General features: G+C 44.1%; 35 protein-coding genes. 12 read left to right on the top strand and 23 right to left on the bottom strand.

Translation table 11 applies throughout. From position 1 onward, the window contains the following. From tldD to EAE90_RS09580, 3 genes are read left to right on the top strand one after another with little or no spacing between them, the layout of a single operon-like run. Positions 1–1,446 (top strand): metalloprotease TldD, encoded by a 1,446-nt coding sequence (tldD, locus tag EAE90_RS09590; RefSeq protein ID WP_214053302.1) that lies wholly within the window; start codon positions 1–3, stop codon positions 1,444–1,446. 42 nt (positions 1,447–1,488) lie between these two features. Beyond that, positions 1,489–1,953, top strand: a complete 465-nt coding sequence (locus EAE90_RS09585; RefSeq protein ID WP_214053301.1) for a ribonuclease domain-containing protein — start codon at positions 1,489–1,491, stop codon at positions 1,951–1,953. 4 nt (positions 1,954–1,957) lie between these two features. Then, positions 1,958–2,227, top strand: coding sequence for a barstar family protein (locus EAE90_RS09580; RefSeq protein WP_214053300.1), 270 nt, complete (start codon positions 1,958–1,960; stop codon positions 2,225–2,227). 31 nt (positions 2,228–2,258) lie between these two features. On the opposite strand, the gene yjgA is transcribed toward EAE90_RS09580, so the two are convergent. Further along, complete coding sequence (yjgA, locus tag EAE90_RS09575; RefSeq protein WP_036809275.1) at positions 2,259–2,798, bottom strand: ribosome biogenesis factor YjgA; 540 nt, start codon at positions 2,796–2,798, stop codon at positions 2,259–2,261. Positions 2,799–2,999: 201 nt separating this feature from the next. Between yjgA and pmbA the strand changes: the two genes are divergently transcribed. Next, a complete protein-coding gene (pmbA, locus tag EAE90_RS09570) occupies positions 3,000–4,340 on the top strand; it encodes a metalloprotease PmbA (RefSeq protein WP_214053299.1) in 1,341 nt (446 codons plus the stop codon). A gap of 53 nt (positions 4,341–4,393) precedes the next feature. On the opposite strand, the gene rnk is transcribed toward pmbA, so the two are convergent. From rnk to EAE90_RS09510, 12 genes are all read right to left on the bottom strand, one after another. Beyond that, on the bottom strand, positions 4,394–4,804 hold the full coding sequence (gene rnk / locus EAE90_RS09565) for a nucleoside diphosphate kinase regulator (protein WP_036775993.1): 411 nt from the start codon (positions 4,802–4,804) through the stop codon (positions 4,394–4,396). A 188-nt stretch (positions 4,805–4,992) separates the two neighbouring features. Continuing rightward, entirely contained in the window at positions 4,993–5,265 is a 273-nt protein-coding gene (gene npr / locus EAE90_RS09560; RefSeq protein ID WP_036775992.1) for a PTS phosphocarrier protein NPr, read from the bottom strand. Between the two features lie 3 nt (positions 5,266–5,268). Further along, a complete protein-coding gene (gene rapZ, locus EAE90_RS09555; RefSeq protein ID WP_036775991.1) occupies positions 5,269–6,120 on the bottom strand; it encodes an RNase adapter RapZ in 852 nt (283 codons plus the stop codon). Positions 6,121–6,194: 74 nt separating this feature from the next. Then, positions 6,195–6,662 carry a PTS IIA-like nitrogen regulatory protein PtsN gene (ptsN, locus tag EAE90_RS09550; protein WP_214053298.1) on the bottom strand — a complete coding sequence of 156 codons (468 nt, stop codon included), beginning with the start codon at positions 6,660–6,662 and terminating at the stop codon, positions 6,195–6,197. 125 nt (positions 6,663–6,787) lie between these two features. Beyond that, the gene (hpf, locus tag EAE90_RS09545) at positions 6,788–7,075 is read right to left on the bottom strand and encodes a ribosome hibernation promoting factor (protein ID WP_036775988.1); all 288 of its coding nucleotides are present in this window, start codon (positions 7,073–7,075) and stop codon (positions 6,788–6,790) included. A 23-nt stretch (positions 7,076–7,098) separates the two neighbouring features. Then, positions 7,099–8,538, bottom strand: coding sequence for an RNA polymerase factor sigma-54 (gene rpoN / locus EAE90_RS09540; protein WP_214053297.1), 1,440 nt, complete (start codon positions 8,536–8,538; stop codon positions 7,099–7,101). A 26-nt stretch (positions 8,539–8,564) separates the two neighbouring features. Further along, positions 8,565–9,290: an LPS export ABC transporter ATP-binding protein gene (lptB, locus tag EAE90_RS09535; RefSeq protein WP_214053296.1), complete on the bottom strand. Its 726-nt coding sequence runs from the start codon at positions 9,288–9,290 to the stop codon at positions 8,565–8,567. A 6-nt stretch (positions 9,291–9,296) separates the two neighbouring features. Further along, positions 9,297–9,830, bottom strand: a complete 534-nt coding sequence (gene lptA / locus EAE90_RS09530; RefSeq protein WP_036775984.1) for a lipopolysaccharide ABC transporter substrate-binding protein LptA — start codon at positions 9,828–9,830, stop codon at positions 9,297–9,299. Continuing rightward, positions 9,811–10,389, bottom strand: a complete 579-nt coding sequence (gene lptC, locus EAE90_RS09525; RefSeq protein ID WP_105398356.1) for an LPS export ABC transporter periplasmic protein LptC — start codon at positions 10,387–10,389, stop codon at positions 9,811–9,813. Before lptC ends, lptA begins: the two co-directional genes overlap by 20 nt. 20 nt (positions 10,390–10,409) lie before the next feature. Continuing rightward, complete coding sequence (gene kdsC, locus EAE90_RS09520; protein ID WP_214053295.1) at positions 10,410–10,973, bottom strand: 3-deoxy-manno-octulosonate-8-phosphatase KdsC; 564 nt, start codon at positions 10,971–10,973, stop codon at positions 10,410–10,412. 17 nt (positions 10,974–10,990) lie between these two features. Then, complete coding sequence (gene kdsD / locus EAE90_RS09515; RefSeq protein ID WP_214053294.1) at positions 10,991–11,959, bottom strand: arabinose-5-phosphate isomerase KdsD; 969 nt, start codon at positions 11,957–11,959, stop codon at positions 10,991–10,993. A gap of 23 nt (positions 11,960–11,982) precedes the next feature. Continuing rightward, positions 11,983–12,957 carry a calcium/sodium antiporter gene (locus tag EAE90_RS09510; protein ID WP_214053293.1) on the bottom strand — a complete coding sequence of 325 codons (975 nt, stop codon included), beginning with the start codon at positions 12,955–12,957 and terminating at the stop codon, positions 11,983–11,985. A gap of 228 nt (positions 12,958–13,185) precedes the next feature. Here EAE90_RS09510 and mlaF point away from each other — a divergent pair, with 228 nt between their 5' ends. The 7 genes from mlaF to murA all read left to right on the top strand — a co-directional run bounded on the left by mlaF (position 13,186) and on the right by murA (position 17,967). Continuing rightward, positions 13,186–13,989, top strand: a complete 804-nt coding sequence (gene mlaF / locus EAE90_RS09505) for a phospholipid ABC transporter ATP-binding protein MlaF (protein WP_214053292.1) — start codon at positions 13,186–13,188, stop codon at positions 13,987–13,989. Positions 13,990–13,999: 10 nt separating this feature from the next. After that, the gene (gene mlaE, locus EAE90_RS09500) at positions 14,000–14,782 is read left to right on the top strand and encodes a lipid asymmetry maintenance ABC transporter permease subunit MlaE (RefSeq protein ID WP_046395124.1); all 783 of its coding nucleotides are present in this window, start codon (positions 14,000–14,002) and stop codon (positions 14,780–14,782) included. 4 nt (positions 14,783–14,786) lie between these two features. Next, positions 14,787–15,293: an outer membrane lipid asymmetry maintenance protein MlaD gene (gene mlaD / locus EAE90_RS09495; RefSeq protein WP_214053291.1), complete on the top strand. Its 507-nt coding sequence runs from the start codon at positions 14,787–14,789 to the stop codon at positions 15,291–15,293. A 33-nt stretch (positions 15,294–15,326) separates the two neighbouring features. Further along, positions 15,327–15,956 carry a phospholipid-binding protein MlaC gene (gene mlaC, locus EAE90_RS09490; RefSeq protein WP_214053290.1) on the top strand — a complete coding sequence of 210 codons (630 nt, stop codon included), beginning with the start codon at positions 15,327–15,329 and terminating at the stop codon, positions 15,954–15,956. Between the two features lies 1 nt (position 15,957). Then, positions 15,958–16,251, top strand: a complete 294-nt coding sequence (mlaB, locus tag EAE90_RS09485; protein WP_214053289.1) for a lipid asymmetry maintenance protein MlaB — start codon at positions 15,958–15,960, stop codon at positions 16,249–16,251. Positions 16,252–16,395: 144 nt separating this feature from the next. Then, positions 16,396–16,650 carry a BolA family iron metabolism protein IbaG gene (ibaG, locus tag EAE90_RS09480; protein ID WP_011148158.1) on the top strand — a complete coding sequence of 85 codons (255 nt, stop codon included), beginning with the start codon at positions 16,396–16,398 and terminating at the stop codon, positions 16,648–16,650. A 51-nt stretch (positions 16,651–16,701) separates the two neighbouring features. Continuing rightward, a complete protein-coding gene (gene murA, locus EAE90_RS09475; RefSeq protein WP_214053288.1) occupies positions 16,702–17,967 on the top strand; it encodes a UDP-N-acetylglucosamine 1-carboxyvinyltransferase in 1,266 nt (421 codons plus the stop codon). Positions 17,968–18,222: 255 nt separating this feature from the next. Here murA and EAE90_RS09470 read toward each other — a convergent pair whose 3' ends face one another. Both EAE90_RS09470 and EAE90_RS23780 read right to left on the bottom strand, forming a co-directional pair. Further along, complete coding sequence (locus EAE90_RS09470) at positions 18,223–18,660, bottom strand: type IV secretion protein Rhs (RefSeq protein WP_214053287.1); 438 nt, start codon at positions 18,658–18,660, stop codon at positions 18,223–18,225. Beyond that, positions 18,657–19,229: an RHS repeat-associated core domain-containing protein gene (locus EAE90_RS23780; protein ID WP_422615988.1), complete on the bottom strand. Its 573-nt coding sequence runs from the start codon at positions 19,227–19,229 to the stop codon at positions 18,657–18,659. The genes EAE90_RS09470 and EAE90_RS23780 overlap by 4 nt, the downstream gene beginning before the upstream one ends. 87 nt (positions 19,230–19,316) lie before the next feature. Here EAE90_RS23780 and EAE90_RS09460 point away from each other — a divergent pair, with 87 nt between their 5' ends. After that, a complete protein-coding gene (locus tag EAE90_RS09460) occupies positions 19,317–19,514 on the top strand; it encodes a DUF7706 family protein (protein WP_214053286.1) in 198 nt (65 codons plus the stop codon). A 459-nt stretch (positions 19,515–19,973) separates the two neighbouring features. Here EAE90_RS09460 and EAE90_RS09455 read toward each other — a convergent pair whose 3' ends face one another. The 8 genes from EAE90_RS09455 to EAE90_RS09420 form a co-directional block, all read right to left on the bottom strand. Then, a complete protein-coding gene (locus EAE90_RS09455; RefSeq protein ID WP_214053285.1) occupies positions 19,974–20,294 on the bottom strand; it encodes a hypothetical protein in 321 nt (106 codons plus the stop codon). Positions 20,295–20,302: 8 nt separating this feature from the next. Then, positions 20,303–20,506, bottom strand: coding sequence for an AHH domain-containing protein (locus tag EAE90_RS09450; RefSeq protein WP_214053284.1), 204 nt, complete (start codon positions 20,504–20,506; stop codon positions 20,303–20,305). A 321-nt stretch (positions 20,507–20,827) separates the two neighbouring features. Further along, complete coding sequence (locus tag EAE90_RS09445; RefSeq protein ID WP_011144744.1) at positions 20,828–21,148, bottom strand: hypothetical protein; 321 nt, start codon at positions 21,146–21,148, stop codon at positions 20,828–20,830. After that, entirely contained in the window at positions 21,148–21,483 is a 336-nt protein-coding gene (locus tag EAE90_RS09440) for a hypothetical protein (protein WP_214053283.1), read from the bottom strand. The genes EAE90_RS09445 and EAE90_RS09440 overlap by 1 nt, the downstream gene beginning before the upstream one ends. 183 nt (positions 21,484–21,666) lie before the next feature. Then, positions 21,667–21,984 carry a hypothetical protein gene (locus EAE90_RS09435; RefSeq protein ID WP_214053282.1) on the bottom strand — a complete coding sequence of 106 codons (318 nt, stop codon included), beginning with the start codon at positions 21,982–21,984 and terminating at the stop codon, positions 21,667–21,669. 10 nt (positions 21,985–21,994) lie between these two features. Further along, complete coding sequence (locus tag EAE90_RS24235) at positions 21,995–22,828, bottom strand: EndoU domain-containing protein (RefSeq protein ID WP_281422329.1); 834 nt, start codon at positions 22,826–22,828, stop codon at positions 21,995–21,997. A 289-nt stretch (positions 22,829–23,117) separates the two neighbouring features. Further along, positions 23,118–23,585: a hypothetical protein gene (locus tag EAE90_RS09425; protein WP_214053281.1), complete on the bottom strand. Its 468-nt coding sequence runs from the start codon at positions 23,583–23,585 to the stop codon at positions 23,118–23,120. A gap of 2 nt (positions 23,586–23,587) precedes the next feature. After that, positions 23,588–25,383: RHS repeat domain-containing protein (locus EAE90_RS09420; protein ID WP_281422328.1), on the bottom strand; the 1,796-nt coding region annotated here is incomplete at its 5' end.

The following is a 25,383-nucleotide window of genomic DNA, read 5'->3' as shown; positions in this document are numbered from 1 at the left end:
ATGAGTTTAACTTCTGTCAGTGAACACTTACTGGCTGCAAATAAATTAAGCCATCAAGATCTGTTTTCAGTACTCGGTCAAATGACTGAACGTCGGTTAGATTATGCCGATCTCTATTTTCAGTCCAGTTACCATGAATCTTGGGTGTTGGAAGATCGGATTATTAAGGATGGCTCCTATAATATTGATCAGGGGGTTGGCGTTAGGGCAATCAGTGGCGAAAAAACGGGTTTTGCTTATGCCGACCAGATCACATTGAATGCGCTGCAACAAAGCGCACAGGCTGCCCGTAGCATTGTCCATGAAAACGGGAATGGTAAAGTCCATACCTTTGGCGAAGTGGCCTATTCCCCGCTTTATGCGGCAATTGATCCGCTGCAAAGTTTTTCCCGTGAAGAAAAGATTGCATTATTGCAGCGTGTAGATCAGGTGGCTCGTGCGGAAGATCCGAGAGTACAAGAGGTCAATGCCAGTCTGACAGGGATCTATGAACGGGTGTTGGTTGCGGCAACTGATGGGACTTTGGCGGCTGATATTCGTCCTCTCATTCGCTTATCTGTCACGGTGCTGGTGGAAGATAACGGCAAACGTGAACATGGCACCAGCGGTGGTGGTGGCCGTTATGGTTATGAGTATTTTCTGGAAGTGGTTAGTGGTCAGATTCGTGCAGAGCAATTTGCCCGTGAAGCTGTTCGCATGGCTCTGGTGAACCTTTCCGCTGTTGCCGCACCTGCTGGTACTATGCCGGTTGTTCTGGGGGCTGGTTGGCCGGGAGTATTGCTGCATGAAGCTGTTGGTCATGGGCTGGAAGGCGATTTTAACCGCCGTGGTACTTCGGTGTTTTCTGGTCAGATTGGTGAGAAGGTCGCGTCAGAACTCTGTACTGTGGTTGATGATGGCACGATAAAAGGTCGCCGTGGGTCATTGGCAATTGACGATGAAGGCGTTCCTGGACAATACAATGTATTGATTGAAAACGGCATTCTGAAAGGTTACATGCAGGATAAAATGAATGCACGCTTGATGGGTGTCGCGCCGACTGGCAATGGTCGCCGTGAATCTTATGCTCATCTACCAATGCCTCGTATGACTAACACATACTTGTTGGCGGGCCATTCCACACCGGAAGAGATCATCGGTAGTGTGAAAAATGGTTTGTATGCGCCAAATTTTGGTGGTGGTCAAGTGGATATCACTTCCGGTAAATTCGTGTTCTCGACATCGGAGGCTTATCTGATTGAGAACGGTAAAATTACCAAACCAGTGAAAGGCGCAACTCTTATCGGTTCCGGTATTGAGGCGATGCAGCAGATCTCTATGGTAGGAAACGATCTTGATCTAGATAAAGGTGTCGGGGTTTGTGGCAAAGAGGGCCAGAGCGTACCTGTTGGTGTTGGTCAGCCTACTTTGAAACTGGACAACTTGACCGTTGGAGGAACAGCCTGATTTTTGGCTGTTTTTCCGAGATAGATCATTATAAGGATAGTCATGAAGAAGACTTGGCTAGCAGGTGTGTTACTGACTGTTTTGACTGTGGCTTGTGGTACTTTTGCTAAAGGTGTTGATAAAACACTGTTACAGGATTCAGAAACAGATAGGAATATCTCAGCAATACAACGGATTGAAGGGCTAACTGAACAGAATAATGTGGTGGCTTACTTACGACAGAATAATAAATTGCCCGATATTTATATTACTAAGAAGCAAGCCCGCGACCTTGGCTGGAATGCAAAACAGGGAAATTTATGTCAGGTTCTGCCGGGTAAAGCAATTGGTGGCGACAAATTTACTAATCGTGAAAAGAAGCTACCGATGAAACCGAAACGTCAGTGGTTTGAAGCAGATGTTAACTACCGTTGTGGGCACCGAGGGAGTGACAGATTGCTTTATTCATCTGATGGTCTGATTTATCTGACGTTGGATCATTACAAAAGTTTTATCTTAGTGGAGTAATTCTATGCGTAAAGTGGAGTTTGATTTTGACCGTATCCCTGATCTGAAAATGTTCTATCAGCAGTTTTCTGAACAGTTTGAGTTAGGAGACGAGTTTGGTAGTAATCTGGATGCTCTGTGGGATGTTGTGACAGGAGGAATTGCGTTACCTGTAGAGGTCAATTTCATCCATTTTACGCAGCAGAAAGAACGCGATTTCTCCTCGTTAGTGCTTTTGTTTGAAGAAGCAGAAGAAGAACTGGAAGGGGAATTGAGTTTCAATATTTTCCCCTAACAGAAATCAGAACCTTACAGGTTTTAGGTCGTTAAGCGGATTCAGCCATATCTTTAAGATACTGGAAAATCTGACGATAAGATTTAGGTGGCTTATTTGCCGCCTTTTCTTTTTTGGCGTTGCGGATCAAAGTACGCAATTGCTGGCGATCGGTTTGTGGGAATAACGCCACCACTTCATCAATAACATCGTCATTGCCGTCAATCAATTTATCACGTAATTCTTCCAGTTTATGGAACAGAGTGATTTGCTGATTATGACGGTTTTTCAGTTTATCAAGCGCGGTGGTAATGGGCTCGACATCCCGGGTACGCAGCAGTTTGCCAATAAATTGTAATTGGCGGCGGCGCCCCTCTCTTTTTATCTTCTGTGCAAGTTCAATGGCGGCCAGCAGATCCTCATCTAACGGAACGCGTTCAAGCGCACTTTTGCTGAGCTCAACCAATTCTGTACCCAGCTTTTTCAATGCTTCGGCATCACGTTTAATTTCGCTTTTACTGACCCAAATTATCTCTTCTTCTTCCTCTTCAGCAGGATAATCATTGAGCCAATCTTCAGGCTGCTTTGCCATAGTGGTTTTCCTTTTAAAAAGGCCGGAGCTGGCAGGTTGATTTTTGGTGCATGACCTGTAGCCCGGTGGGTGTTAACATCCTAATATTGTGTATTGTAACTGGGAAAAACGCCTGATTACCACTCGGCATTGGTTGTGTGGATAAAAAGGTCCTGTTTTCCCGACAGATTTTCCCTTTATTCATCAAATTGCGGGTAATTAATGAAAATCACGGATCAAATTGCGGAACAACGCAAACAACTGGAAAATGCAGTTTCACAGGCACTAGAACTGGCAAAAGCGGGTTGTGATGCTGCGGAGGTTGCGGTTAATAAAACAACGGGTATTAGTGTCAGCACCCGCTTTGGTGAAATAGAAAATGTAGAGTTCAATAGTGATGGTGCGTTGGGGATTACCGTCTACCATCAGCAATGTAAAGGTAGCGCATCATCAACAGATTTAAGCCCGGATGCCATTGCTCGTACTGTTCAAGCTGCGATTGATATCGCTCGTTATACCTCTCAGGACCCATGTGCAGGCCCGGCAGATAAAGCGTTATTGGCGTTTGAAGCGCCAGATCTTGACCTGTTCCATCCAACAGAATTGGATGCTGATAACGCGATTGAACTAGCAGCTCGTGCAGAGCAAGCGGCATTACAGGCCGATAAACGTATTACCAATACCGAAGGCGGCAGTTTTAACAGCCATTATGGCATTAGAGTGTTTGGTAACAGCCACGGTATGTTGCAAAGCTATTGCTCCAGCCGTCATTCTATGTCGAGTTGTGTGATTGCTGAACTTGATGGCGATATGGAACGGGACTATGCGTATACCATTAGTCGTCGTTTTGAAGATTTAGAATCGCCAGAATGGGTTGGGCAGGAGTGTGCTCGCCGTGCATTATCTCGTTTGTCGCCACGTAAATTACCGACCATGAAAGCGCCGGTGTTGTTTGCTGCGGAGGTTGCAACAGGTCTTTTCGGTCATCTGGTTGGCGCTATCAGTGGTAGCAGTATTTACCGGAAATCCTCTTTCTTGCTTGATCATCTGGGCAAACAAATTCTGCCATCATGGCTGACAATTGAAGAGCGGCCACATTTGCTGGCAGGTTTAGCATCTTCTCCATTTGATAGCGAAGGTGTTTCTACCAGTAATCGGGATATTATCAAGGATGGCGTATTACAGACCTGGCTTTTGACAAGTTATTCTGCCCGTAAGCTAGGAATGGCAAGTACCGGCCATGCAGGTGGAATTCATAACTGGTGCATTGCAGGGCAAGGTCAGGATTTTGCAGGTTTGCTGCGTCAGATGGGAACAGGGTTAGTGGTCACTGAACTTATGGGGCAGGGAGTCAGTGCAGTAACCGGCGATTATTCCCGTGGTGCCGCTGGTTTTTGGGTAGAAAATGGCGAGATTCAGTATCCTGTCAGTGAGATTACTATTGCCGGTAATTTGAAAGATATGTGGGCTAATATGGTCACTATTGGGAATGATATTGAAACTCGCAGTAATATCCAGTGCGGTTCAGTCTTACTACCGGAAATGAGTATCGCTGGTCAATAAGAGATACTCGTTTCCGATTATTTTAGTCAGCCCGGACAAATGGGCTGGCTGAATTAACGGTGGAGCTCACCGGCAGCTTCTGGTTGGTAAAGCAATTCTAATACTTTGACTCGGGTTTCTTCGCCGTTTGGCAATGCCCAACTGATTTCGTCACCGATACGAAGGCCCAATAATGCAGCCCCTAAAGGAGCCATGACAGAAAGCTGATCTGAACTGTCTTGCAGTGATGCTGGATAAACTAAAGTACGTACCCGCTCTTCATTGCTTGTCAGGTCAAGAAAACGAACCCGGCTGTTCATTGTTACAACATCTGATGGAATTTCTGCTGGGGGTACAATCTCTGCACGATCCAGCTCCTCATTCAAAGCGTCAGCGATACTAGTATCTGCAAACGCTGGCTGTTCCAACAGGGAATCTAAACGTTCTGCGTCTAATTCGTTGATGATAATTGCTGGTTTAGTCATACCACACTCCAAATGGACTCCAACACAAAATAACACCCCGCACCATGAGGAGGGGGGTGTTATTTAAAATGATTAACCTGATAGTAGGCTGTTCTTACGGGAAAAGAAAGAGATCATGATCACGAACTGTTTTGCGCTGCTAATGAAAACAGTGAAGGACAGGATAATCCACAGGTGAGTGAGCAACGTTATTCTTCGTCAAATCCCGAATTAAATAGGTTAATAATGGCTGTAAGAGCCTGCTCTTCATCTGGGCCACTGGCTTCAACTTCAATATAGCTGCCTTTTTCTGAATCCAGCATCAGCATAGCAATGACACTGCTGGCTTCGGCTTCAACATGGCTATCATTGCGTAAAACAACATGAGATTCAAAGAGCTGTACTAGATCATACAGCTTCATTGCTGGCCGGGCGTGCATTCCCAGCCGATTTTTGATTTCAAGCCTCTGCTTGACAGTCATTATTTATTTTCGCTTTTCGAGAGTACGGTGGCGCGACTGTACGTTTTTTCCTCGGGAGCGGAAATAATCGGCCAACTGTTCTGCCACGTAAACGGAACGATGTTTACCGCCGGTACAACCAATAGCTACGGTTAGATAGCTGCGGTTATTGGTTTCAAGCATAGGCAGCCAGAGTTCAAGATAACTGCGGGTTTGATAGATAAAGTTATGCACTTCCGTATGACGGTCGAGGAAAGCGGCTACGGGACGATCAAGGCCAGTCATTGGCCGTAATTTAGGGTCCCAGTGTGGGTTTGGTAAGAAACGTACGTCAAAAACATAGTCGGCATCAATTGGTATGCCATGCTTGAAGCCGAAAGACTCAAAGACCATTGTCAACTCACGTTCCCGTTTGCCTAGCAGACGTGTTCTTAGCATCTCAGCCAATTCATGGACTGACATTTCGGAAGTGTCGATAATCAGATCTGCTCTTGAACGAAGGGGTTCCAGTAGATCGCTTTCTTGATCAATCGCGCTTTCCAGAGAAAGGTTTTTGCTTGATAGCGGATGCAGACGGCGGGTGTCGCTATAACGGCGGATCAACGTGTTACGGTCAGCGTCAAGAAACAGTAATTGCGGTGAGAAACTCGCTGGTAGTTTAGTCAAGGCTTCTTCGAAAACCTCAGGGGATTCCGGCATGTTTCTTACATCAATACTCACCGCGGCAGAAATATCACGGTCAGACAACGTATTTGCTAATTCCGGTAGTAATACTACCGGCAAGTTGTCCACACAATAAAAACCCATATCTTCCAGTGCACGCAAGGCAACGGATTTACCTGAACCGGAACGGCCACTGACTATCATCAGCACCATGAGGCGACTCCCCTTAATTTCTCAGTGGTTATTATGAGCCACTCTTATCTGTTGCTCTCCATGCACTGCAACAGTTATTTAGTGATAATTGAGTACAATTCTTCATCACTTTGTGCCGATCTTAAACGGCGGCAGAGGTTTTTATCTGCAAGACGTTTGGCGATCAATGACAATGTGTGTAAATGCGTCTGGCATTGATCATTTGGAACCAGTAAAGCAAACAGCAAATCAACTGGTTGATTATCAACTGCATCAAAAGCAATGGGTTGTTCCAGATTTAGGAAAACGCCGACTGCTTGATCTGAACATTCTGCATCTAACTTACCGTGAGGGATAGCAATACCACTGCCAATTCCAGTAGTACCCACTTTTTCTCTGGTTAATATTGCTTCGAATACGACATTTTCTGGTAACTTAAGCTGCTGAGATGCTAGCTCACTGATAATCTCTAAAGCCCGTTTTTTGCTCGAACAATGTACATTATTGCGCGTACATGCGAGAGAAAGCACAGAACTTAGTAGTAAATCTGCTTGATTATTCATTTTTTCTATTCACTTAGGTGCCTCATTGATACCGGATGCCATAGATTATCTGTGACATCCGGTATTTGCGCACTGTTTTACAGCAATACTCCGCTGTTGTTACTACATTCTTTGTTAAATAACTGTTAATGATGTCTCAGTTTGTCTTTATGTTTGGTTAATTGACGCGCTAGTTTATCGACCAGTCCATCAATTGCTGCATACATATCTTCATGTTCTGATGATGCGTGCAACTCACCTCCGTTAATGTGTACAGTAGCTTCGGCGATTTGTTGTACCTTTTCCACTCGGAGGATTACCTGAGTCAGGTTGATCCTGTCGAAATATTGATCCAGTTTGCTGCATTTTGCAGTGATAATGTCGCGTAATGCATCAGTAATTTCAATATTGTGGCCGGTTATTTTGAGTTGCATATTGTCTTCCTTCTCTGTTCATTTCAAACCAGACGCTTACGTTGGTTTGATGGCGGAATGGATAACGACTCTCGATATTTTGCGACAGTCCGTCGGGCAACTATGATGCCTTGATCGGCTAGCATGCTCGTCAGTTTGCTGTCACTTAATGGTTTGGCGGGGTTTTCCGCTGCTACCAGTTTTTTCACCAAAGCCCGTATTGCAGTTGAAGAGGCTTCGCCTCCACTTTCTGTATTGACGTGACTGGAGAAAAAATACTTCAATTCAAAAATACCACGTGGGCTGTGCAGGAATTTTTGGGTAGTCACCCTGGAAATGGTGGATTCATGCATATCAACCTGGAAAGCAATGTCAGCTAAAACCATAGGTTTCATATGTTCTTCACCATGTTCAAAAAATTCCTGTTGTTGTTCTACAATGCAACGCGCAACTTTCAGCAAAGTATCATTCCGGCTTTCCAGGCTTTTGATAAGCCATCTAGCCTCTTGTAGGTTATTACGGATAAACTGACCGTCACTTTCATTGCGCGTATGTTGCCCAAGCTCTGCATAATGCTGATTAATGTGTAAACGGGGGATACTATCTGTATTTAATTCTACTTGCCAGTGTTCACTCTCTTTTCGAACCAGTACATCGGGGATGACGTATTCAGATTCGCCGGTGTTTATTGCCAGACCGGGCTTTGGTTCAAGTGATTGGATTAAACTAATGACCTCTTTTAGAGTATCTTCTTTCAAATGACTCAGACGGATTAAATTGCGGAAATCCCGATGACCTAATAGCTCCAGATGTTCGCCAACGATCAGTTGCGCCTCTTTCAGATAAGGTGTTTCTGGCGGAAGCATTGATAGCTGTACCAGTAGACAATCTTTTAAATCACGAGCGGCGACACCGATAGGATCGAAATGTTGTATCCGTTTTAGCACCGCTTCCACTTCTGCCAGAGTGAGTTGATCGTCGCCAATGCTGGCAAGAATATCTTCTAATGGCACAGTGAGATAGCCAGTGTCATCTACGGCATCAATGATTGATATTGCAATGGCCGCATCGGTTTCCGTAAAAGAGGTGAGTTCTGCCTGCCACATCAAATAGTCTTGCAAGGTTTGAACGGTTTCACCTTGATAAAGCGGCAGTTCATCGTCGTTATAGTCATTACGTGTCCCGGAAGGTGTGCCAGCGGTGTAAATTTCATCCCAACTGGCATCCAGGGGTAACTCGTCTGGCATATCCTTTTGTTGCAAGGCGTCAAGCGTATCCATAGCTTCCGTTTCGTTATCGGGAAGCTCCTGATTGTCTATTTCCTGATGATCTTCATCCTGTTCAAGCAAAGGGTTCATCTCTAGCGCTTGTTGTATTTCCTGTTGGAGTTCAAGCGTAGAAAGTTGCAACAAACGAATAGCTTGTTGGAGCTGTGGTGTCATAGCCAGTTGCTGACTAAGCCTGAGTTGCAAACTTTGCTTCATAGCGTTAAATCAATTCTCCTGGCTAATTAGAGCCGGAAACCTTCGCCTAAATAAACGCGCTTCACCTGTTCATTATTAAGAATATCATTAGGTGTGCCGTGAGCAATCAGCTGCCCTTGGCTGACAATATAAGCACGTTCGCATACATCCAATGTTTCACGGACATTATGGTCTGTGATAAGGACCCCTAGTCCATAATCTCTCAAATGTTGAATGATCTTCTTGATATCGATGACCGAGATAGGATCTACGCCGGCAAAAGGCTCATCCAGCAAAATAAATTTAGGATTGGCGGCGAGCGCTCTGGCAATCTCTACGCGGCGGCGTTCACCTCCGGAAAGCGATTGACCAAGACTGTCGCGTAGATGGCTGATATGAAACTCTTCCATCAGCTCTTCGGCGCGTTCTTTTCGTTGTTCTTGGGTCAGATCCTGGCGGATTTCCAATACAGCCATCAGGTTGTCGAATACGCTTAGGCGACGGAAAATAGAAGCTTCCTGAGGCAAATAACCAATACCACGGCGTGCCCGTTCGTGAAGTGGCAGTAGGCTGATATCTTCATTATCAATGGTGATTGTCCCGGCATCCCGTGAAACGATGCCGACGACCATATAGAAAGTTGTCGTTTTCCCTGCGCCGTTCGGACCAAGCAGGCCAACAATTTCGCCGGAGTTCACGTTTAGGCTGACATTTTCAACGACCTTACGGCCTTTGTAAGCTTTTGCCAGGTTTTCTGCGTTTAGTATTGCCATATATCGTTATTTACTCTTGTTGTTAGCCCCAGGGCCTTCTTCTTGTAATTGAGAAGGGAGTAGGACGGTGGTCACTCGTTTACCTTTGTCACTAAACGCTTCCATCTGCTGAGTTGGGACCAGATAGGTGATACGATCGCCTTTTATATTGCTGTCTAACTGTTCCAAATAGGCATTGCCAGTCAGTGTAACCAGCTCTTTATCCATTTCGTAACGCATTTTGGAACCGCGGCCCTTGATTGGCTTGCCATTGTCTTGTAGCTGATAGAAAGTGACCGGATTACCAAATGCCTCAATAATCATTTTCTTAGAATCGCCATCTGGACGAGTCACAACAACTTTATCAGCGCGGATATCGATAGAACCCTGTTTAACGATCACATCTTCTGTAAATGTGGCAGTGTTCCCTGTCATGTCAAGGGCTTGTTTAACCGAATCGATAGAAATGGGTTTTTGGGTATCATCTTTCAGTGCCAGAGCAGGAAGGCTGACTGCAAAGATGGCGCTGGCAATAAAGGCATTACGGATTCTGTTTTTCATGTTGGATTTCATAGTAGGTGTTAACCTTTTCAATCAGTTCAGCGGTTTTGTTCCGCAGATTGCCACGCATTTTCATACCGACGGATTTTAGCCCGACACCAATCAGTGTGACCTGATCGTCAGATGAAACATCCTGAGTTACCAGGTTGATGATAGCGTTCTCTGTGGTAATACGTTGTAATTGTGACGTATTAGTCAGACTGTCAACCTGTACGTCTCCGTAAAGATAGAGCATTCTGTCATTAGTCAGTTTGGCTTTGTTAGCACGAACTGTCCATGTCGCAATGGCATTTGAGTCATAAGTGATTAGCACTGGTTTGGTAAACCAAGTAAGCTTTGACTCTGCATAATTTTGGACGTCATCAGCGACCAGTTTATACGTCAGTTTCCCCGTAGGGTCATAAACAAAAGTTATGGCATCCTGACTTTGGTAGGTTGGCTGACTATTATCTGTAGCAGAAGACGATTTCGTCTCATCTGAATCAGACAAGTTCCAGCCAATTAACGCCAGGATGATTAATACCAGAGTTATCACCAACCAGGATTTGATTCTATCCATTCTCGTTTCACTTCAACCTACTATATTGATAATCCTTTGGCTTCTTCTAGCTTATTCTGAGCAAAAAGCACCAAATCACAAAGTTCCCTTACCGCACCGCGTCCCCCGGCAATTTGGGTGACATAATGCGCTTTTGGTAAGAGCAATGGATGTGCATCTGCCACAGCGACAGATAACCCCACTTGTTCCATGACCGGCCAATCAATCAGATCATCACCGATGTAAGCAACCTGTTCTGGTTTTAATCCCAGTGTATCTAACAATTCTTTGTACGCCAAAACCTTATCACTTTGTCCTTGGTAAAGATGTGTAATCCCCAGCGTGTTTGCTCGATCTTCCAGCAATTTCGCTTTACGGCCGGTAATAATAGCGACTTCGATTCCCGAAGTAATTAAGCAGCGAATTCCATAACCATCTCGAACATTAAATGTTTTTAGCTCTTCACCGTTATTGCCCATATATATCAGGCCATCGGATAGAACACCGTCAACGTCGCAAATCAACAAGCGGATTTTGCGGGCTTTTTCAATAACATCTTTACTAACTGGACCATAACAGGTGTCCAGATAAACTAATTGGCTCATTAAGGTGTTTTCTCCGGTTAAACCACACCAGCTTGTAGCAGGTCATGCATATGTAATACACCAAGTAATTTGTTTTCCTCTGCGACCAGTAAGGAGGTAATATGGTGTGACTGCATTAAGTTCAATGCATCAACAGCAAGGGCATTCGGTTTGATACGGATACCGCCTGTTGTCATAACATCTGAAATTTTAACAGTGTACAAATCAACTCCCATATCAAACACTCGCCGTAAGTCACCGTCAGTAAAAATACCATCAATATACATATTTTCATCGCAAATGACGGTCATCCCCAGTTTTTGCCGGGTGATTTCGAGTAATGCTTCGCGTAAGGATGCATCACGATTAACCTTTGGAATATCATTGCCGGTATTCATCAAATCACTTACCAGTAGCAAAAGTTTGCGTCCAAGGGTGCCGCCTGGGTGTGATAGGGCGAAATCTTCAGCGGTAAAGCCACGCGCCTGGAGCAATGCAACCGCTAAAGCATCGCCCATAACCAGAGTTGCAGTGGTACTGGTTGTAGGAGCTAAACCTAGCGGACAGGCTTCCTGTGGAACTTTGATACACAGGTGGATATTTGCGGCTTTCCCCATACTACTGTGGTAATTGTTAGTCATGCAGATAAGCGGAATTTTTTGGCGCTTTAATGCCGGGATCAGTGACAAAATTTCACTGGACTCACCAGAATTTGAGATAGCTAAAACAATATCTTTAGGTGTAATCATGCCGAGGTCGCCGTGGCTGGCTTCTCCCGGATGTACGAAAAAGGATGGCGTACCGGTGCTGGCGAAAGTTGCAGCAATTTTGCACCCAATATGGCCGGATTTGCCCATCCCCATGACAATCACTTTACCTTCGCAGTTGAACATCAGTTCACAAGTACGGGCAAAATCTTCATTAATATATTGTTCAAGTTCTGCCAATCCATTACGTTCTATGTCTAATACTTTTTTACCCGCTTGCTGAAAATCAATCTTAGGCATTTCTTTTTCCTACTCATTCGTGTTTATTCAATGCTGTAATTGGAAATAAACAGTACGATAAAATAAGCGATAAAGCAGCTTAATAACAGGACACCTTTAAATCGGTTTAATCGGTGTTTACGACCCAGACAAAATGCAGTAAATATTGTGCTGGCTACCATCATGACCCAAAAGTCACGGTGGAAAGATTCAGGCGAAATGGCTGCTGGTGAGAGTAATGCGGGAAGGCCCAAAACAATTGATATATTGAATATATTCGAACCTATAATATTGCCGAATGCAATGTCATCTTCGCCTTTGAACGCGGCGGCAATAGAGGTTGCTAATTCTGGCAGGCTGGTGCCGACCGCAAGTACAGTAAGCCCGATAACTAATTCACTAATGCCATAAATGCGGGCAATAACAGTTGCATTATCAATAACCATGCGAGTTGCCATAGGTAAAATAAGTAACCCTAATAGAATCCAAAGTAGGGCAATGTGTTTATTGCCTTCTGCCGGTAATTCGGAAGTTTGTTCCTGCGTGTAAATATCTGTTTCAGCACGGCGTGGTAGAGCCACCATTTTTATCATCAATAAAATATACACTATGGCGGAAGTGAGTAATACCAATCCATCCATCCGGCTGAGATAGTTATCACTCATCAGATAGCCACAGAAGGCGGTGAGCAGTAGCATCAATAGCAGCTCCTGCCGCAGGATATCTGATTTTACTTCCATTGGGCGAATAAATGCAGCAGCACCGGTTATCAGTAGCAGATTAGTAATGTTGGAACCAATAACATTACCCACCGCCATATCAGGTTGACTATCTAGCATTGCAGTAACTGAAACCATTAATTCGGGCAGGGAAGTTCCAATGCCAACAATGGTAATACCAATAATAAATGGCGGCAGCCCCAGAGTACGGGCAAAAATTGCAGCACCATATACTAATCTATCGGAACCATATACCAGTAAAATCAATCCGGTAATTAAGAGTAAAAAGGTCAGAAGCATGAAGCATCCCTTGTAAGGTATATTCCGAATTAATGTTAACGCTGGTTGATTTTCTAAACAAAAATTGTCTGCCCAGTTAGATGGGGTATATTCTGACGGCGACGGATAGAAAAGTAAAATTTGTCATCACATTAATGGCGAAAATTCTCCAGTTTTTTTGTAGTATATGTGATTAATATGTGAACCAAATATTAAAGCCAATTTATTAACCGTTAAGGGCTATCAATAATGAACCAACAGACAGCAAATCTCATCGAGATCCGTGGTATGTCTTTTACCCGTGGTAAACGTTCGATTTTTGCTGATATTAATCTAGTTGTGCCTAGAGGGAAAGTCACTGCAATTATGGGGCCTTCTGGGATAGGGAAAACGACACTATTACGCTTGATTGGCGGTCAATTACGTCCTGAACGCGGAGAAATCTGGTTTGATGGCGATAATATTCCTGCTTTATCCCGTTCTCGCTTGTATGCTGCTCGCAAGAAGATGAGTATGCTGTTTCAATCAGGGGCATTATTCACTGATCTCAGTGTCTTTGAGAACGTCGCTTTTCCGCTGCGTGAACATACGAACCTGCCAGAGGAAATTATACAGACTACTGTAATGATGAAATTAGAGGCTGTCGGGTTACGCGGAGCTGCTAATTTGATGCCTTCTGAACTTTCTGGAGGTATGGCAAGGCGAGCGGCTCTGGCTCGTGCTATTGCACTTGATCCTGATCTGATTATGTTTGATGAGCCTTTTGTCGGCCAGGACCCGATTACGATGGGGGTTTTGGTGAAGTTGATTGATGAACTGAATAAGGCGCTTGGTGTGACTTGTGTGGTGGTTTCCCACGATGTACCGGAAGTTTTGAGCATTGCAGATTACGCTTATATTATCGCTGAACAGCGGGTTATTGCTGAGGGTACTGCGCAGCAGTTGCAGTCTAATTCTGATAGACGAGTACGGCAATTTCTTGATGGTATTGCTGACGGGCCGGTACCTTTCCGTTTCCCGGCCGGGGATTATAAAACTGAGTTATTAGGATAATGGGATGTTAATGTTAACACAGGCGCTGGCGGCACTTGGCCGACGAGCCATTGAGGTATTTGCCTCTTTTGGTCGTGCAGGTTTTATGCTTTTCCGCGCAATAATTGGCAGGCCAGAACCCGCCAAACAATGGCCGTTGCTCCGACAGCAACTTTACAGCGTGGGGGTTCGGTCATTGTTGATTATTATCGTTTCAGGGCTGTTTATTGGCATGGTACTTGGCCTACAGGGGTATCTGGTACTGACAACATATAGCGCAGAAGCCAGTCTTGGTATGATGGTGGCGATATCTCTGTTGCGTGAATTGGGGCCGGTGGTCACGGCACTGTTGTTTGCTGGTCGTGCTGGATCAGCCTTGACCGCAGAAATCGGTTTGATGAAAGCCACGGAACAAATTTCCAGCCTGGAGATGATGGCGGTAGATCCATTACGGCGAGTGATAGCTCCCCGTTTCTGGGCAGGGTTTATCAGTATGCCGCTATTATCCCTGATTTTTGTGGCAGTAGGTATTTGGGGAGGTGCGATGGTTGGTGTTGATTGGAAGGGGATTGACAGTGGCTTCTTCTGGTCTTCAATGCAGTCTGCTATCGAATGGCAGAAAGATTTGCTGAATTGTTTTATTAAAAGCGTCGTTTTCGCCATTACTGTAACCTGGATAGCTCTATTCAATGGTTATGATGCAATCCCTACTTCAGAAGGGATCAGCCGAGCAACGACCAGAACGGTGGTTCATGCGTCGTTAGCGGTTTTAGGTTTGGATTTTGTGCTGACAGCACTCATGTTCGGGAACTAAGTCAATGCAAAGCAAGAAAAGTGAAATTTGGGTTGGATTTTTTGTCTTGATTGCACTGGCTGCAATCATCTTTTTATGCCTAAAAGTGGCAGACATTAAATCGGTAGGCAACCAGCCAACTTACCGTTTGTACGCAACTTTTGACAATATCGGTGGTCTGAAAGTGCGCTCACCGGTAAAAATTGGGGGAGTGGTGATTGGCCGAGTTGCAAGTATCTCTCTTGATGAAAAAACTTATACGCCGCAAGTGGCACTGGATATTATGAAGCAGTATGACCATATCCCTGATACCAGTTCTCTTTCCATCCGTACTTCTGGCCTATTAGGTGAACAATATATTGCCCTGAATATAGGGTTTGAAGATCCCGATATGGACACCCGTATTCTGAAAGAGGGGGACCGCGTACAGGATACCAAATCAGCAATGGTACTTGAGGATCTTATCGGCCAGTTCTTGTATAAGAGTGGCGATAATGCTCAAAGTGGGGCAGAGCACACGCCGACACCCTAGCCAGCAACTGAATATCATTAAGAGGAACCAATTATGTTGAAGAGATTATTAATGGTGGCGCTATTGGTTGTTGCGCCACTGGCGAGCGCGGTTGATCAAACGAACCCTTATAAGTTGATGCAGGACGCGGCGGAAAAGACTTTTACTCGTTTAAAAAATAGTCAGTCGCAAATTCGTCAAAATCCAGATTATCTGCGTCAAGTGGTGAAGGAAGAACTATTGCCCTATGTTCATGTCAAATACGCTGGCGCATTGGTTCTGGGGCGCTACTATAAAGATACGACTCCAGAGCAGAGCAAGGCTTATTTTGCGGCATTTGAATCCTATCTTGAGCAGGCTTATGGGCAGGCTTTGGCAATGTATCACAATCAAACTTACCAGATAGACTCTGAAAAGCCGTTGGGGGACAGCGATGTTGTTGCTATTCGTGTCACTATTATCGATCCGAATGGCCGTCCTCCTGTCCGTCTTGATTTCCAATGGCGCAAAAACAGCAAAACTGGCCAATGGCAGGCATTCGATATGATTGCTGAAGGCGTCAGTATGATTACGACTAAACAGAGTGAATGGGCTTCTATCTTGCGTCAGCAAGGTATTGAGGGCTTAACTAAGCAGCTTGAAATCAGCGCCCGTCAGCCAATCACACTGGAAGAGAAAAAATAAGATGGGTGAGAGTCTGATCTGGGAAAAAACAGGGCAAACATTGATTCTCAAGGGCACTTTGGATCGTGATAGTTTGCTTCCTCTCTGGCAGCAAAAAGAGAAATTATTGGCTGATATCAACAGCATCAATGTGTCGCAACTTGAATATGTGGATTCTACCGGGTTAGCTCTTTTAGTCCGTTTCAAACATCATATGCAAAAGAGAGGGGATAAATTGCGCTTTGTTGGCATTGATGAACGGCTTAACACCTTGATTACGCTCTATGATCTGCAAGACATGATCATGGATAGCTAACCGATAATCTCATTAATTATCTGTACAATCAGCGCCCTTGTAAGCAGAAATGTTACAAGGGCGTTTTCATAGTTTAAGAATAAGCAGGATTCTATTAGGATAGACGGCTGACTATCATTTCTAACTACAGAACATTGAGCAATTATGGATACTAATGAGATTAAGCAAGTGCTGATGGATAAATTAGCACTGGATGAAGTCATCGTTAACGGAGATGGCAGCCATTTCCAGGTTATTGTGGTTGGTGAAATGTTTGCCGGTATGAGTCGGGTAAAACAGCAGCAAGCCGTTTATGCGCCTTTAATGGAATACATTGCTGATAATCGTATTCATGCCTTGTCAATTAAAGCCTACACACCGGATGACTGGAAACGGGATCGCAAGCTCAACGGTTTTTAATATTGTTTGCCTCGCCGCGAACAGCAAATTATATAAAGAGAGTTGTCACAGATGGATAAATTTCGTGTGAAAGGGCCTACTCGTCTGTCGGGTGAGGTTACTATTTCCGGGGCAAAAAATGCTGCACTGCCAATCCTGTTCGCCGCGTTGTTGGCTGAAGAGCCTGTTGAGTTGCAAAATGTTCCAGAATTGAAAGATATTGATACCACTATCAAATTATTGAATCGCCTTGGGACCAAAGTTGAACGTAATGGTTCAGTATTTGTAGATGCTCGTGATGTGAATCAATATTGTGCGCCTTATGAACTAGTGAAAACCATGCGTGCCTCTATTTGGGCGTTAGGTCCTTTGGTGGCGCGTTTTGGTCAAGGGCAAGTCTCTTTGCCGGGTGGTTGTGCTATTGGTGCCCGCCCGGTTGATCTGCATATCAGTGGCTTGGAACAGTTAGGTGCTGAAATTGTGCTGGAAGAGGGCTACGTTAAGGCTTCCGTTAATGGGCGTCTGAAAGGGGCTTGCATTGTGATGGATAAAGTCAGCGTTGGAGCGACAGTCACGATTATGACCGCGGCAACGTTGGCTGAAGGAACAACAGTGATTGAGAACGCAGCACGTGAACCTGAAATCGAAGATACGGCTAATTTTCTCAATACCTTGGGTGCAAAAATCACCGGGGCGGGTACAGACCATATCACCATTGAAGGTGTAGAACGTCTTGGTGGCGGTGTATATCGTGTACTACCTGATCGGATTGAAACGGGGACATTTCTTGTTGCGGCGGCGATATCTGGTGGCAAAGTGGTTTGCCGTCATGCTCAGCCTAATACGCTGGATGCGGTATTGGCTAAATTACGTGAGGCGGGGGCGGATATTGCAATTGGTAAAGATTGGATAAGCCTCGATATGCACGGTAAGCGCCCTAAAGCTGTGACATTACGTACTGCTCCGCACCCTGGTTTCCCGACTGACATGCAGGCACAGTTCAGCTTGCTGAATTTGGTTGCGGAAGGTGCTGGTATGATCACCGAAACTATTTTCGAAAACCGTTTCATGCATATCCCTGAATTAATTCGGATGGGGGCGCATGCGGAAATTGAAAGTAACACTGTGCTTTGTCATGGTGTTAAAAAATTATCTGGTGCTCAGGTCATGGCGACGGATTTACGCGCATCGGCAAGCTTGGTTCTGGCGGGGTGTATTGCGGAAGGTGTGACGGTTGTTGACCGTATTTATCATATTGACCGGGGTTATGAACATATTGAAGATAAGTTGCGCGGACTTGGCGCAAACATTGAACGAGTGAAATCGACGGAAAAGTAATTTTGTTTTCTTAATTGTTGGAAACAGGAAGCACTGTAGTTTTAGCAAAGTAGGTGGTGATGGGTAGAAGAAGTAAAGCGTAAACTCAAACCGATAAGAAGGGATTGATGTGTTACTACAATCTACCCATCTCTTACGCTCAAAGATGTTATCGGTAAGCTTCAACCCGTTCTGGCTTACCGTGGGTATGCGCCACGGTAGATCATACATAAGGCCGGAAGATCACTTAGGATCTCCCGGCCTTATTAATATGTTTTAGGATAAATTAGAGAACCCAAAATCTATATATCCTTCAGAGCTAATAACAAAGCACCATTTTTTATTTTCATCAAAAAAATAATGATGTTGTGGCACATTATTAATAACAAGCAAAGAAATAGCATGGAATTGCTCTGGATTCATAGCGATTGCAAAGTCTAAAGATGAATCATTTATATAATAAATCGTTTTACTGCTAGATATAACCTTGTTAATAGAATGATCTTCAACAAATTTATTCATTAATAGTTCCAAATCATCATCTTTCGTATATAAACAACTTTGATGATTATTGGTTTTTGACCAATCTATCTTAGAGCCTTTCCATTCAAAAGAATCTGATAAAGAATCGGCTATTTCTTCCCAATCATCTATTATTACTGGAGGATTAGGTTGTTGATTGATTTCATTTCTAATTTCTTCATCAAGAGTCATGAGCCTCTCCACGGTTTTGATGGAAGCTCAAATAGCTTTTGCAGTTTAGTGACTGTTTTCTCAGTAGAGTCAAAAAGGAAATGTTCACCTTTTTCTTTTCCACTAAAGACATTAATATGGGCACCGCTTCTTTCATCATATTCAATTCTAAAACCTGTTTTTCCATCAGCGGTAGTCATTCCGACAGACTGGTTCTTTGTAGAACCAAACTTACCAGTGTTCACTTTCTCTGCTTTAAATTCTCTATCTGTAAGCCAATTTAATGCCTTATTTCTAGCTTGTTCAAACGAGTCTTTAACTGCTGGACAGCCAGCAAGACCCAGAGGATCAACCCATCCGGTAGGATTATGGACGTACGCATACGGATTCAGACCCCCATTTATCCCTAGCGGGTCAGGGTTGAGGTAACACGTCGCTTCCGGCAAATAATAGCGGAACCGATTATAAAATAAACCACTTTCTTCATCAAAAAGTTGCCCGGCGAATCGGAGGCCCGGGTCCAGTTGCGGGTTCTCGCCGTATCCGCCCAGTCGCAGCCCGTACAGGGACTGCTTCGGCCGCCGCCACACCCGCTTGCCTGCCGGGTCGAACAGCGCCAGCGGCTCGCCGGTCGGGGCGCTGATAACCGGTTTTGCGGGTTAAGGGGAGAGCATGAGATGACGATAGCGATTGAACATTTGCAGGACATTCAGTTAACCCACCTTGAAGCGCTGGCCCTGGCTCAACTGGTTAAACGGCTGAACTGGGCGGAGATACGCGCCTGTGCGGTTGATGATACGGAAGCCTGGGTTATCAAGGCCGCGATAGGGCGGCTCCAGTCGGCACTGGCGTATCATGGGTATTCGCCACGGTAAGAAAGAAACAGGCCGGAAGCGATTCCGGCTTTTTGCTGTTTCAGAGAAAAAACAGAATAAAATAGCTAAAATATAGCTTATATATATATTTACCATTAATCTTATATTTTTCTATATTATTACTTTGTTTATCTTCTTATTTATTTTATATTTTCGCGATTTTAATTTATATATTTAATATATAAGACCAACCCTGTAAAATATTTATTTTAAGCATAAAAATAACAAAGTTGGAAAGATAACGAGGATCTTTCCGGCTTTTCATGAGAATATGTTTTCTATATCAACTAGTTTTTAATATCATTGGATTAAAGGCGACTATTTTTTCATCCTTAGTCATTCCGCATGGATACAACCCTTCTTTATATATCTCAAAGATCTTTTCCAAGATTGATTCTTTTTGTTCACCTAATATATACCTTTGAATAGATAACATGTTTAGTTGATAATAGACTTCATCTAAAATTTCAAAATAAAAATCATCGTATTCTGTATTTGTTTTTTTATTTTAGATTTTCTATAAATTAATGTCTTTTCCTCTTGTAAGTCACTGTATTCTTCGTCAATATCTTCTAAGTAATCTTCAGCTTCAGAATAGTTATCTTTTAAAGAAAATTCACCAACGCTATTTTCTATAAGATCTTGCCAGACTAAATATCCATCTGGTAAATCTTGACTTAATGATAATCTGAGGGATTTGTCTTTATCTTCCAATAGGATAATATCAGAAGGTGCTTTTACGCCCCCTGATAAAAGATTATCTGAAAATAAAAAATTCATTGGTTCAGTTATAAACTTCTTATTTTCGCTTTTCCTTTCGAGTTATCTTTAGCTCTTATTGGTGTTCCATTTATCATTCCTTTCTTAGCTAAATTTTGTATATCAGCAACCTGTTTCGATATCTTATTAACAGACTGGTTTAAGTCTATTTTGTCTGGTACATTTTTAATAGCCTTAAAGTAACCATTGTGATTACCTTGATGCCTTGCCATTGCACTAACCAGTCGGCGCTAGCTTACCGTGAATATTCACCACGGTAAGAAAGAAACAGGCCGGAAGCGATTCCGGCTTTTTGCTGTTTCAGAGAAAAAACAGAATAAAATAGCTAAAATATAGTCTATGTATATATTTACTATGAATCTTATATTTTTCTATATTATTTCTTTGTTTATCTTATTATTTATTTTATATTTTCGTGATTTTAATTTATATATTTAATATATAAGGTCAACCCTGTAAAATATTTATTTTAAGTATAAAAATAACAAAGCCGGAAAGATCACGGGGATCTTTCCGGCTTTGTTAATTATTAACTACCACTTATATGGATACGCATGATTTGATAAGATTTGCTGCTTAATTCCCTCATCAAGAGGACTATTTTCATGTTTTTCTAAATATTCGACTCTTTTGATTACAAAATTCTTATCTGCTTCTAGAAATTTTGAAAAAACTTTATCCCAATCATCCTTATAACCATACATATTCAACATTTTTTCCAATGCTGAATTTATCAAAGGACTACTTGAATATATCAATGTTCCAGGATCTTCACATTCAAACTTTATGTAAAGGATCAGCTTGATTATTGCATTCACCTCTTCCCTTGCTAATTGAATAGATTCGTGCTTCATTATTTTCCTCCGCACTTTCTGATTTTAACTTGATTATCAGTGAGTTTGAGTCTCGTATCATAATCAAGATGTTCTAATATGGCATATGGGTTTTTACCGGCATACAGAATATTATTCAATTTCAACTTTCCTTCATGAGTATATTCTAATCTAGAAGGTGAGCGGATATTTCCTCTTTCCCCTGGATCTATTTTGAAAATAATCGCATAGTCTCCTCGTCCTATATGATTGGGGTTGTTTATCAATAAGTCTCTCATTACATCTTTTGGAGACATTAGTACATCAGTTATATAAACTTTTCCACTGACGTTTGGATGAAGAACACCGCTCTTCATAATGCCGTCAAAACCCGCTTTATTTGTATAGTGAATAAATACATTTTCACCAGCAAGTCCTAGTGGGTCGATCCAACCCGTCGGATTATGAACGTAACTATAAAGACGGAATGTTTAATGTGCTGAATGGGAACTAGATAAAAAAGCCGGAAGATCACGGGGATCTTTCCGGCTTTCTAGTGTTTATTTTCTACTCAAAAGTAATTCTTTCCACTTTTCAAGATAGCTTCTGAACTCTTCTATCGTTGAGATTGTTAAGCTCTCTTCGGTGTACTCATTAAAAATCTCGACGCTATCCAGTTTGATAGTGACAGTATGGGCATTGCCAGTGCCTTCCCATTGCAGTAATTCTCCATTTTTAACCGATTCACATAAATCAAGATATTCATTTACACCACGTAAACTACCTTGAATATCACCACTTAAAAAGTCTGCCAATACATGATATTCATAACCAAGATCCACTTCGGGGTATCCATCTTTATCAATAAAAAATCTCATACATCCTCTACTAATCAATGTATTTTGGGAACGCGGTATTTATATTGCCTGAAGCGTCAAGCCATCCTTCTATCTTAACTCCACTAGGAGAAGTTCCTGACCATTTTCCATTCGGCTGTATGGTGCCGTTTTTATAAGCTCCTCTGATCTCTGACATTACCTGTTGTCGATTCCAAGATTGAGGGAAAAATGTTGAATCAGGTCCTTTTGCTACCCATTGGTTTGTTCTAGCATTAAACACTTCAACTCTTCCTTGATAAACACCATGTGTATTTGGAGGATTTGTAATTTCAGTGATACGGGCTTTCCTTTGATGACCTATACTCGCTTCGTGGTGAAAACCGACTGCTCTTCCTCTCCGATTTATTTCACCATGAAAAACATGCTCAGCATTAATTTGAGGATCACAACCAGCCAGCCCCAGTGGGTCGATCCAACCCGTCGGATTATGCACGTAACTGTAAGGATTTACTCCTCCTGCTAACCCCAAAGGATCAGGGCTGAGGTAGCACGTCGCTTCTGGCAAATAATAGCGGTGCCGATTGTAGCAAAGCCCTGATTCCTCATCAAAAAGTTGCCCGGCAAATCTGAGGCCCGGGTCCAGTTGCGGGTTCTCGCCGTGTCCGCCCAGCCGCAGCCCGTACAGGGACTGCTTCGGCCGTCGCCACACCCGTTTACTCGTCGGGTCGAACAGCGCCAGCGGCTCGCCGGTCGGGGCGCTGACCGCATACTGGGTCTGCACCTCCCCGGCTATCAGCTCCACCCGGTTATCCAGATTAAGCGTAAACGCCTGCGTCTGCTGCGCCACCAGTTCCCAGCCGTCAAACACCAGATGGCGGATCATCTTCAGCCTGCCGTGCTGATACTCGCGGATTTCTGCTGGGGTATCCCCATCCCACAGAATTGTGCACCCTTATCCTTTGCAGCGCTTTTACGCCAAACACCCGAGGTGGGAGCCGGATGCGTTAGTTGCGCACGTCCGGATCTGTGCGGGGGAGTAGCCGGTAACGGCTATTCCTACCGCGACCGATCTTTCCGGCTTTTTAATATAGCCATGATGTACTTATTATGCAAACCCACTAATAATAAAAATATTCTGGCACATCTTTAATAGGAAGATGTGCCAGAGATTTTTATTTATAAAGATTCCATGATGAATAATCACCAATATATATTTCGTTTAATTCCAAGTCCAATGGAATATTGGAAATATTATCAGCTATTTCATCAAAAGGAGATGGTAATACGAATAAAAAGCCAAAATCATCATCTATAATAATAGAGCCATTAAATATTCTTTGACGCTTTGTAAGGTTAATCACATCCCCCATTGATTGCCCTGCATATAAATGGTTTTTATATAAGCCTTTATAATTTTGGTTACACCCTATGGAAAATATAATTCCATTTGAATTGGTTGATATGGTTAGGGTTTTGTTAAGGATGTATGCATATCTTTTACTATTATCAGGCAAGCAATATTCTTTATATTCAACACTGAAATCAGAATAAATTTCATTTGTATAATCGGAAATGTTATTGTTTAATAATACATTTCCGATTGAATGACATGATATTATTTCTGCGGAAAAATTTAACATGTCTACATTCCTCCATTTACTAAAATACGGTCAACATATACTGGAGAGTCTTTTATTAGATCATAATTTTTAAAATCCCCATGTCCTATACGTCCGAATACAATATCTTCACCTTTATTATTAACTTTATATACTTTCCAATAGTCATTTCCATGAATATTTGGCTGCTTAGCATTACCTCCAGGGTGATAATCTAGCTTATATGTAGTACCAGATTTAGTTGTTTTAACATATTGAACATGTTGAATTGCGTTCGGATTACCAGCTTGAGGATAAGTTTTTTCCCACCCACGACTTGTAAGATGCGCATTTACATCAGCAGGTTTTTTACCTGTAAGTTCATCTGTCCATCTCTGAGTTATCCTGTCTTTTTGGTCAAATCCTTTTGTACATTTAGGTTTAAGCCCCAGTGGATCAATCCATCCTGTGGGATTTTTGACGTATGAATATGGGTTCTCACCACCCCAGAGGCCCGTAGGATCGGCACTCAGGTAACAACAGCCTTCCGGCAAATAATACCTGAACCGGTTATAAAATAAACCACTTTCCTCATCAAAAAGTTGCCCGGCGAATCGGAGGCCCGGGTCCAGTTGCGGGTTTTCGCCGTGTCCGCCCAGCCGCAGCCCGTACAGGGACTGCTTCGGCCGCCGCCACACCCGTTTACCCGTCGGGTCGAACAGCGCCAGCGGCTCGCCGGTCGGGGCGCTGACCGCATACTGAGTCTCCACTTCCCCGGCCATCAGTTCCACCCGGTTGTCCAGATTAAGCGTAAACTGTTGCGTCTGCTGCGCCACCAGTTCCCAGCCGTCAAACACCAGATGGCGGATCATTTTCAGCCGGCCGTGCTGATATTCGCGGATTTCTGCTGGCACGTCGCCATCCCACACATACGTGGTCCGCTTACCGCTCGGGATACACCGTTTTTCTGTCCGCCGCCCGAAGGCGTCATAGCGATATTCCCACGGTATCCCGTCCGGGGTGATAAGGCCGGTCAGCTGATTCTGGCTGTTCCACCGGTATTTCGTCAGCGCCAGCCGGCACCCTTCCGCTAAAAACTGTTTCTCCTGCATGCGGCCGGCCCGGTCGTAAACAAACCGGTGCGAGCCCACCCAGTTCAGGCGGTGGCCCTCCTGATAGAGGGTTTCCCCCATAATCTCCTGCACCCCGTCAAACCGTCTTGACGGGTACCCCGTTTCATCATACTGATAATGCTCCCGCAGTGTCCGGCCTTCCCCCACCGAAATCACCTGGCCGTTGCCGTTGAGGAGATAATTTAACGGCTGTCCGTCATCACTGGCGGCGGTCAGGTTCAGCGCGGCATCGTATTCATACCGGCGCGCCACCCCCGCGTAAGCGGGGCCCTCAATCTCGTCCGGTTCAGCCGGCCGGAAAAAGTAGGGGTTGCGGCCTGCCCGTTGCGCGGTTAACTGGCCCATCAGGCTGTACTGCTGGCGCAGAATAAATCCCCCGTCCACATAACGGCCCGTATCCCGGCCGGCGTCATCCCGTTCCAGGGTCAGGGGCGCCTGCTCCGCCAGCGTCAGCTTAATCAGTTCCCCCACCCGGTTAACCTCCCGCCGGCTCTGCCAGCGGCAGAGGCGGGTCTGGCCGCTAAACCGGGCCGGACCGGCAACCGGCGCTGTTTCGCCGGTGAATAACTGCCGTTCTGCGGTGCGGGTATCCGGGTAGTGACGCAGAATCTCTCCGTGCGGCTGGATTTCCCGCACTATCCGGTCCTGCTCGTCGTATTCAAAATGCAGGGTGCTGTCCGGGGAGTCCACGGTTAACAGCCGGCCCA

Source organism: Photorhabdus caribbeanensis, from assembly GCF_018448885.1.
Classification (GTDB): domain Bacteria; phylum Pseudomonadota; class Gammaproteobacteria; order Enterobacterales; family Enterobacteriaceae; genus Photorhabdus; species Photorhabdus caribbeanensis.
Note: the sequence above shows the minus strand (reverse complement) of the source record. Positions and strands in the feature narration are given on the sequence as shown.

What these genes read in the sequence shown, in the direction of transcription:
- tldD (WP_214053302.1), top strand. Translation starts at nt 1, where the DNA reads ATGAGTTTAACTTCTGTCAGTGAACACTTACTGGCTGCAAATAAATTA.
- EAE90_RS09585 (WP_214053301.1), top strand. Translation starts at nt 1,489, where the DNA reads ATGAAGAAGACTTGGCTAGCAGGTGTGTTACTGACTGTTTTGACTGTG.
- EAE90_RS09580 (WP_214053300.1), top strand. Translation starts at nt 1,958, where the DNA reads ATGCGTAAAGTGGAGTTTGATTTTGACCGTATCCCTGATCTGAAAATG.
- yjgA (WP_036809275.1), bottom strand. Translation starts at nt 2,798, where the DNA reads ATGGCAAAGCAGCCTGAAGATTGGCTCAATGATTATCCTGCTGAAGAG.
- pmbA (WP_214053299.1), top strand. Translation starts at nt 3,000, where the DNA reads ATGAAAATCACGGATCAAATTGCGGAACAACGCAAACAACTGGAAAAT.
- rnk (WP_036775993.1), bottom strand. Translation starts at nt 4,804, where the DNA reads ATGACTAAACCAGCAATTATCATCAACGAATTAGACGCAGAACGTTTA.
- npr (WP_036775992.1), bottom strand. Translation starts at nt 5,265, where the DNA reads ATGACTGTCAAGCAGAGGCTTGAAATCAAAAATCGGCTGGGAATGCAC.
- rapZ (WP_036775991.1), bottom strand. Translation starts at nt 6,120, where the DNA reads ATGGTGCTGATGATAGTCAGTGGCCGTTCCGGTTCAGGTAAATCCGTT.
- ptsN (WP_214053298.1), bottom strand. Translation starts at nt 6,662, where the DNA reads ATGAATAATCAAGCAGATTTACTACTAAGTTCTGTGCTTTCTCTCGCA.
- hpf (WP_036775988.1), bottom strand. Translation starts at nt 7,075, where the DNA reads ATGCAACTCAAAATAACCGGCCACAATATTGAAATTACTGATGCATTA.
- rpoN (WP_214053297.1), bottom strand. Translation starts at nt 8,538, where the DNA reads ATGAAGCAAAGTTTGCAACTCAGGCTTAGTCAGCAACTGGCTATGACA.
- lptB (WP_214053296.1), bottom strand. Translation starts at nt 9,290, where the DNA reads ATGGCAATACTAAACGCAGAAAACCTGGCAAAAGCTTACAAAGGCCGT.
- lptA (WP_036775984.1), bottom strand. Translation starts at nt 9,830, where the DNA reads ATGAAAAACAGAATCCGTAATGCCTTTATTGCCAGCGCCATCTTTGCA.
- lptC (WP_105398356.1), bottom strand. Translation starts at nt 10,389, where the DNA reads ATGGATAGAATCAAATCCTGGTTGGTGATAACTCTGGTATTAATCATC.
- kdsC (WP_214053295.1), bottom strand. Translation starts at nt 10,973, where the DNA reads ATGAGCCAATTAGTTTATCTGGACACCTGTTATGGTCCAGTTAGTAAA.
- kdsD (WP_214053294.1), bottom strand. Translation starts at nt 11,959, where the DNA reads ATGCCTAAGATTGATTTTCAGCAAGCGGGTAAAAAAGTATTAGACATA.
- EAE90_RS09510 (WP_214053293.1), bottom strand. Translation starts at nt 12,957, where the DNA reads ATGCTTCTGACCTTTTTACTCTTAATTACCGGATTGATTTTACTGGTA.
- mlaF (WP_214053292.1), top strand. Translation starts at nt 13,186, where the DNA reads ATGAACCAACAGACAGCAAATCTCATCGAGATCCGTGGTATGTCTTTT.
- mlaE (WP_046395124.1), top strand. Translation starts at nt 14,000, where the DNA reads ATGTTAACACAGGCGCTGGCGGCACTTGGCCGACGAGCCATTGAGGTA.
- mlaD (WP_214053291.1), top strand. Translation starts at nt 14,787, where the DNA reads ATGCAAAGCAAGAAAAGTGAAATTTGGGTTGGATTTTTTGTCTTGATT.
- mlaC (WP_214053290.1), top strand. Translation starts at nt 15,327, where the DNA reads ATGTTGAAGAGATTATTAATGGTGGCGCTATTGGTTGTTGCGCCACTG.
- mlaB (WP_214053289.1), top strand. Translation starts at nt 15,958, where the DNA reads ATGGGTGAGAGTCTGATCTGGGAAAAAACAGGGCAAACATTGATTCTC.
- ibaG (WP_011148158.1), top strand. Translation starts at nt 16,396, where the DNA reads ATGGATACTAATGAGATTAAGCAAGTGCTGATGGATAAATTAGCACTG.
- murA (WP_214053288.1), top strand. Translation starts at nt 16,702, where the DNA reads ATGGATAAATTTCGTGTGAAAGGGCCTACTCGTCTGTCGGGTGAGGTT.
- EAE90_RS09470 (WP_214053287.1), bottom strand. Translation starts at nt 18,660, where the DNA reads ATGACTCTTGATGAAGAAATTAGAAATGAAATCAATCAACAACCTAAT.
- EAE90_RS09460 (WP_214053286.1), top strand. Translation starts at nt 19,317, where the DNA reads ATGACGATAGCGATTGAACATTTGCAGGACATTCAGTTAACCCACCTT.
- EAE90_RS09455 (WP_214053285.1), bottom strand. Translation starts at nt 20,294, where the DNA reads ATGAATTTTTTATTTTCAGATAATCTTTTATCAGGGGGCGTAAAAGCA.
- EAE90_RS09450 (WP_214053284.1), bottom strand. Translation starts at nt 20,506, where the DNA reads ATGGCAAGGCATCAAGGTAATCACAATGGTTACTTTAAGGCTATTAAA.
- EAE90_RS09445 (WP_011144744.1), bottom strand. Translation starts at nt 21,148, where the DNA reads ATGAAGCACGAATCTATTCAATTAGCAAGGGAAGAGGTGAATGCAATA.
- EAE90_RS09440 (WP_214053283.1), bottom strand. Translation starts at nt 21,483, where the DNA reads ATGAAGAGCGGTGTTCTTCATCCAAACGTCAGTGGAAAAGTTTATATA.
- EAE90_RS09435 (WP_214053282.1), bottom strand. Translation starts at nt 21,984, where the DNA reads ATGAGATTTTTTATTGATAAAGATGGATACCCCGAAGTGGATCTTGGT.
- EAE90_RS24235 (WP_281422329.1), bottom strand. Translation starts at nt 22,828, where the DNA reads ATGATCCGCCATCTGGTGTTTGACGGCTGGGAACTGGTGGCGCAGCAG.
- EAE90_RS09425 (WP_214053281.1), bottom strand. Translation starts at nt 23,585, where the DNA reads ATGTTAAATTTTTCCGCAGAAATAATATCATGTCATTCAATCGGAAAT.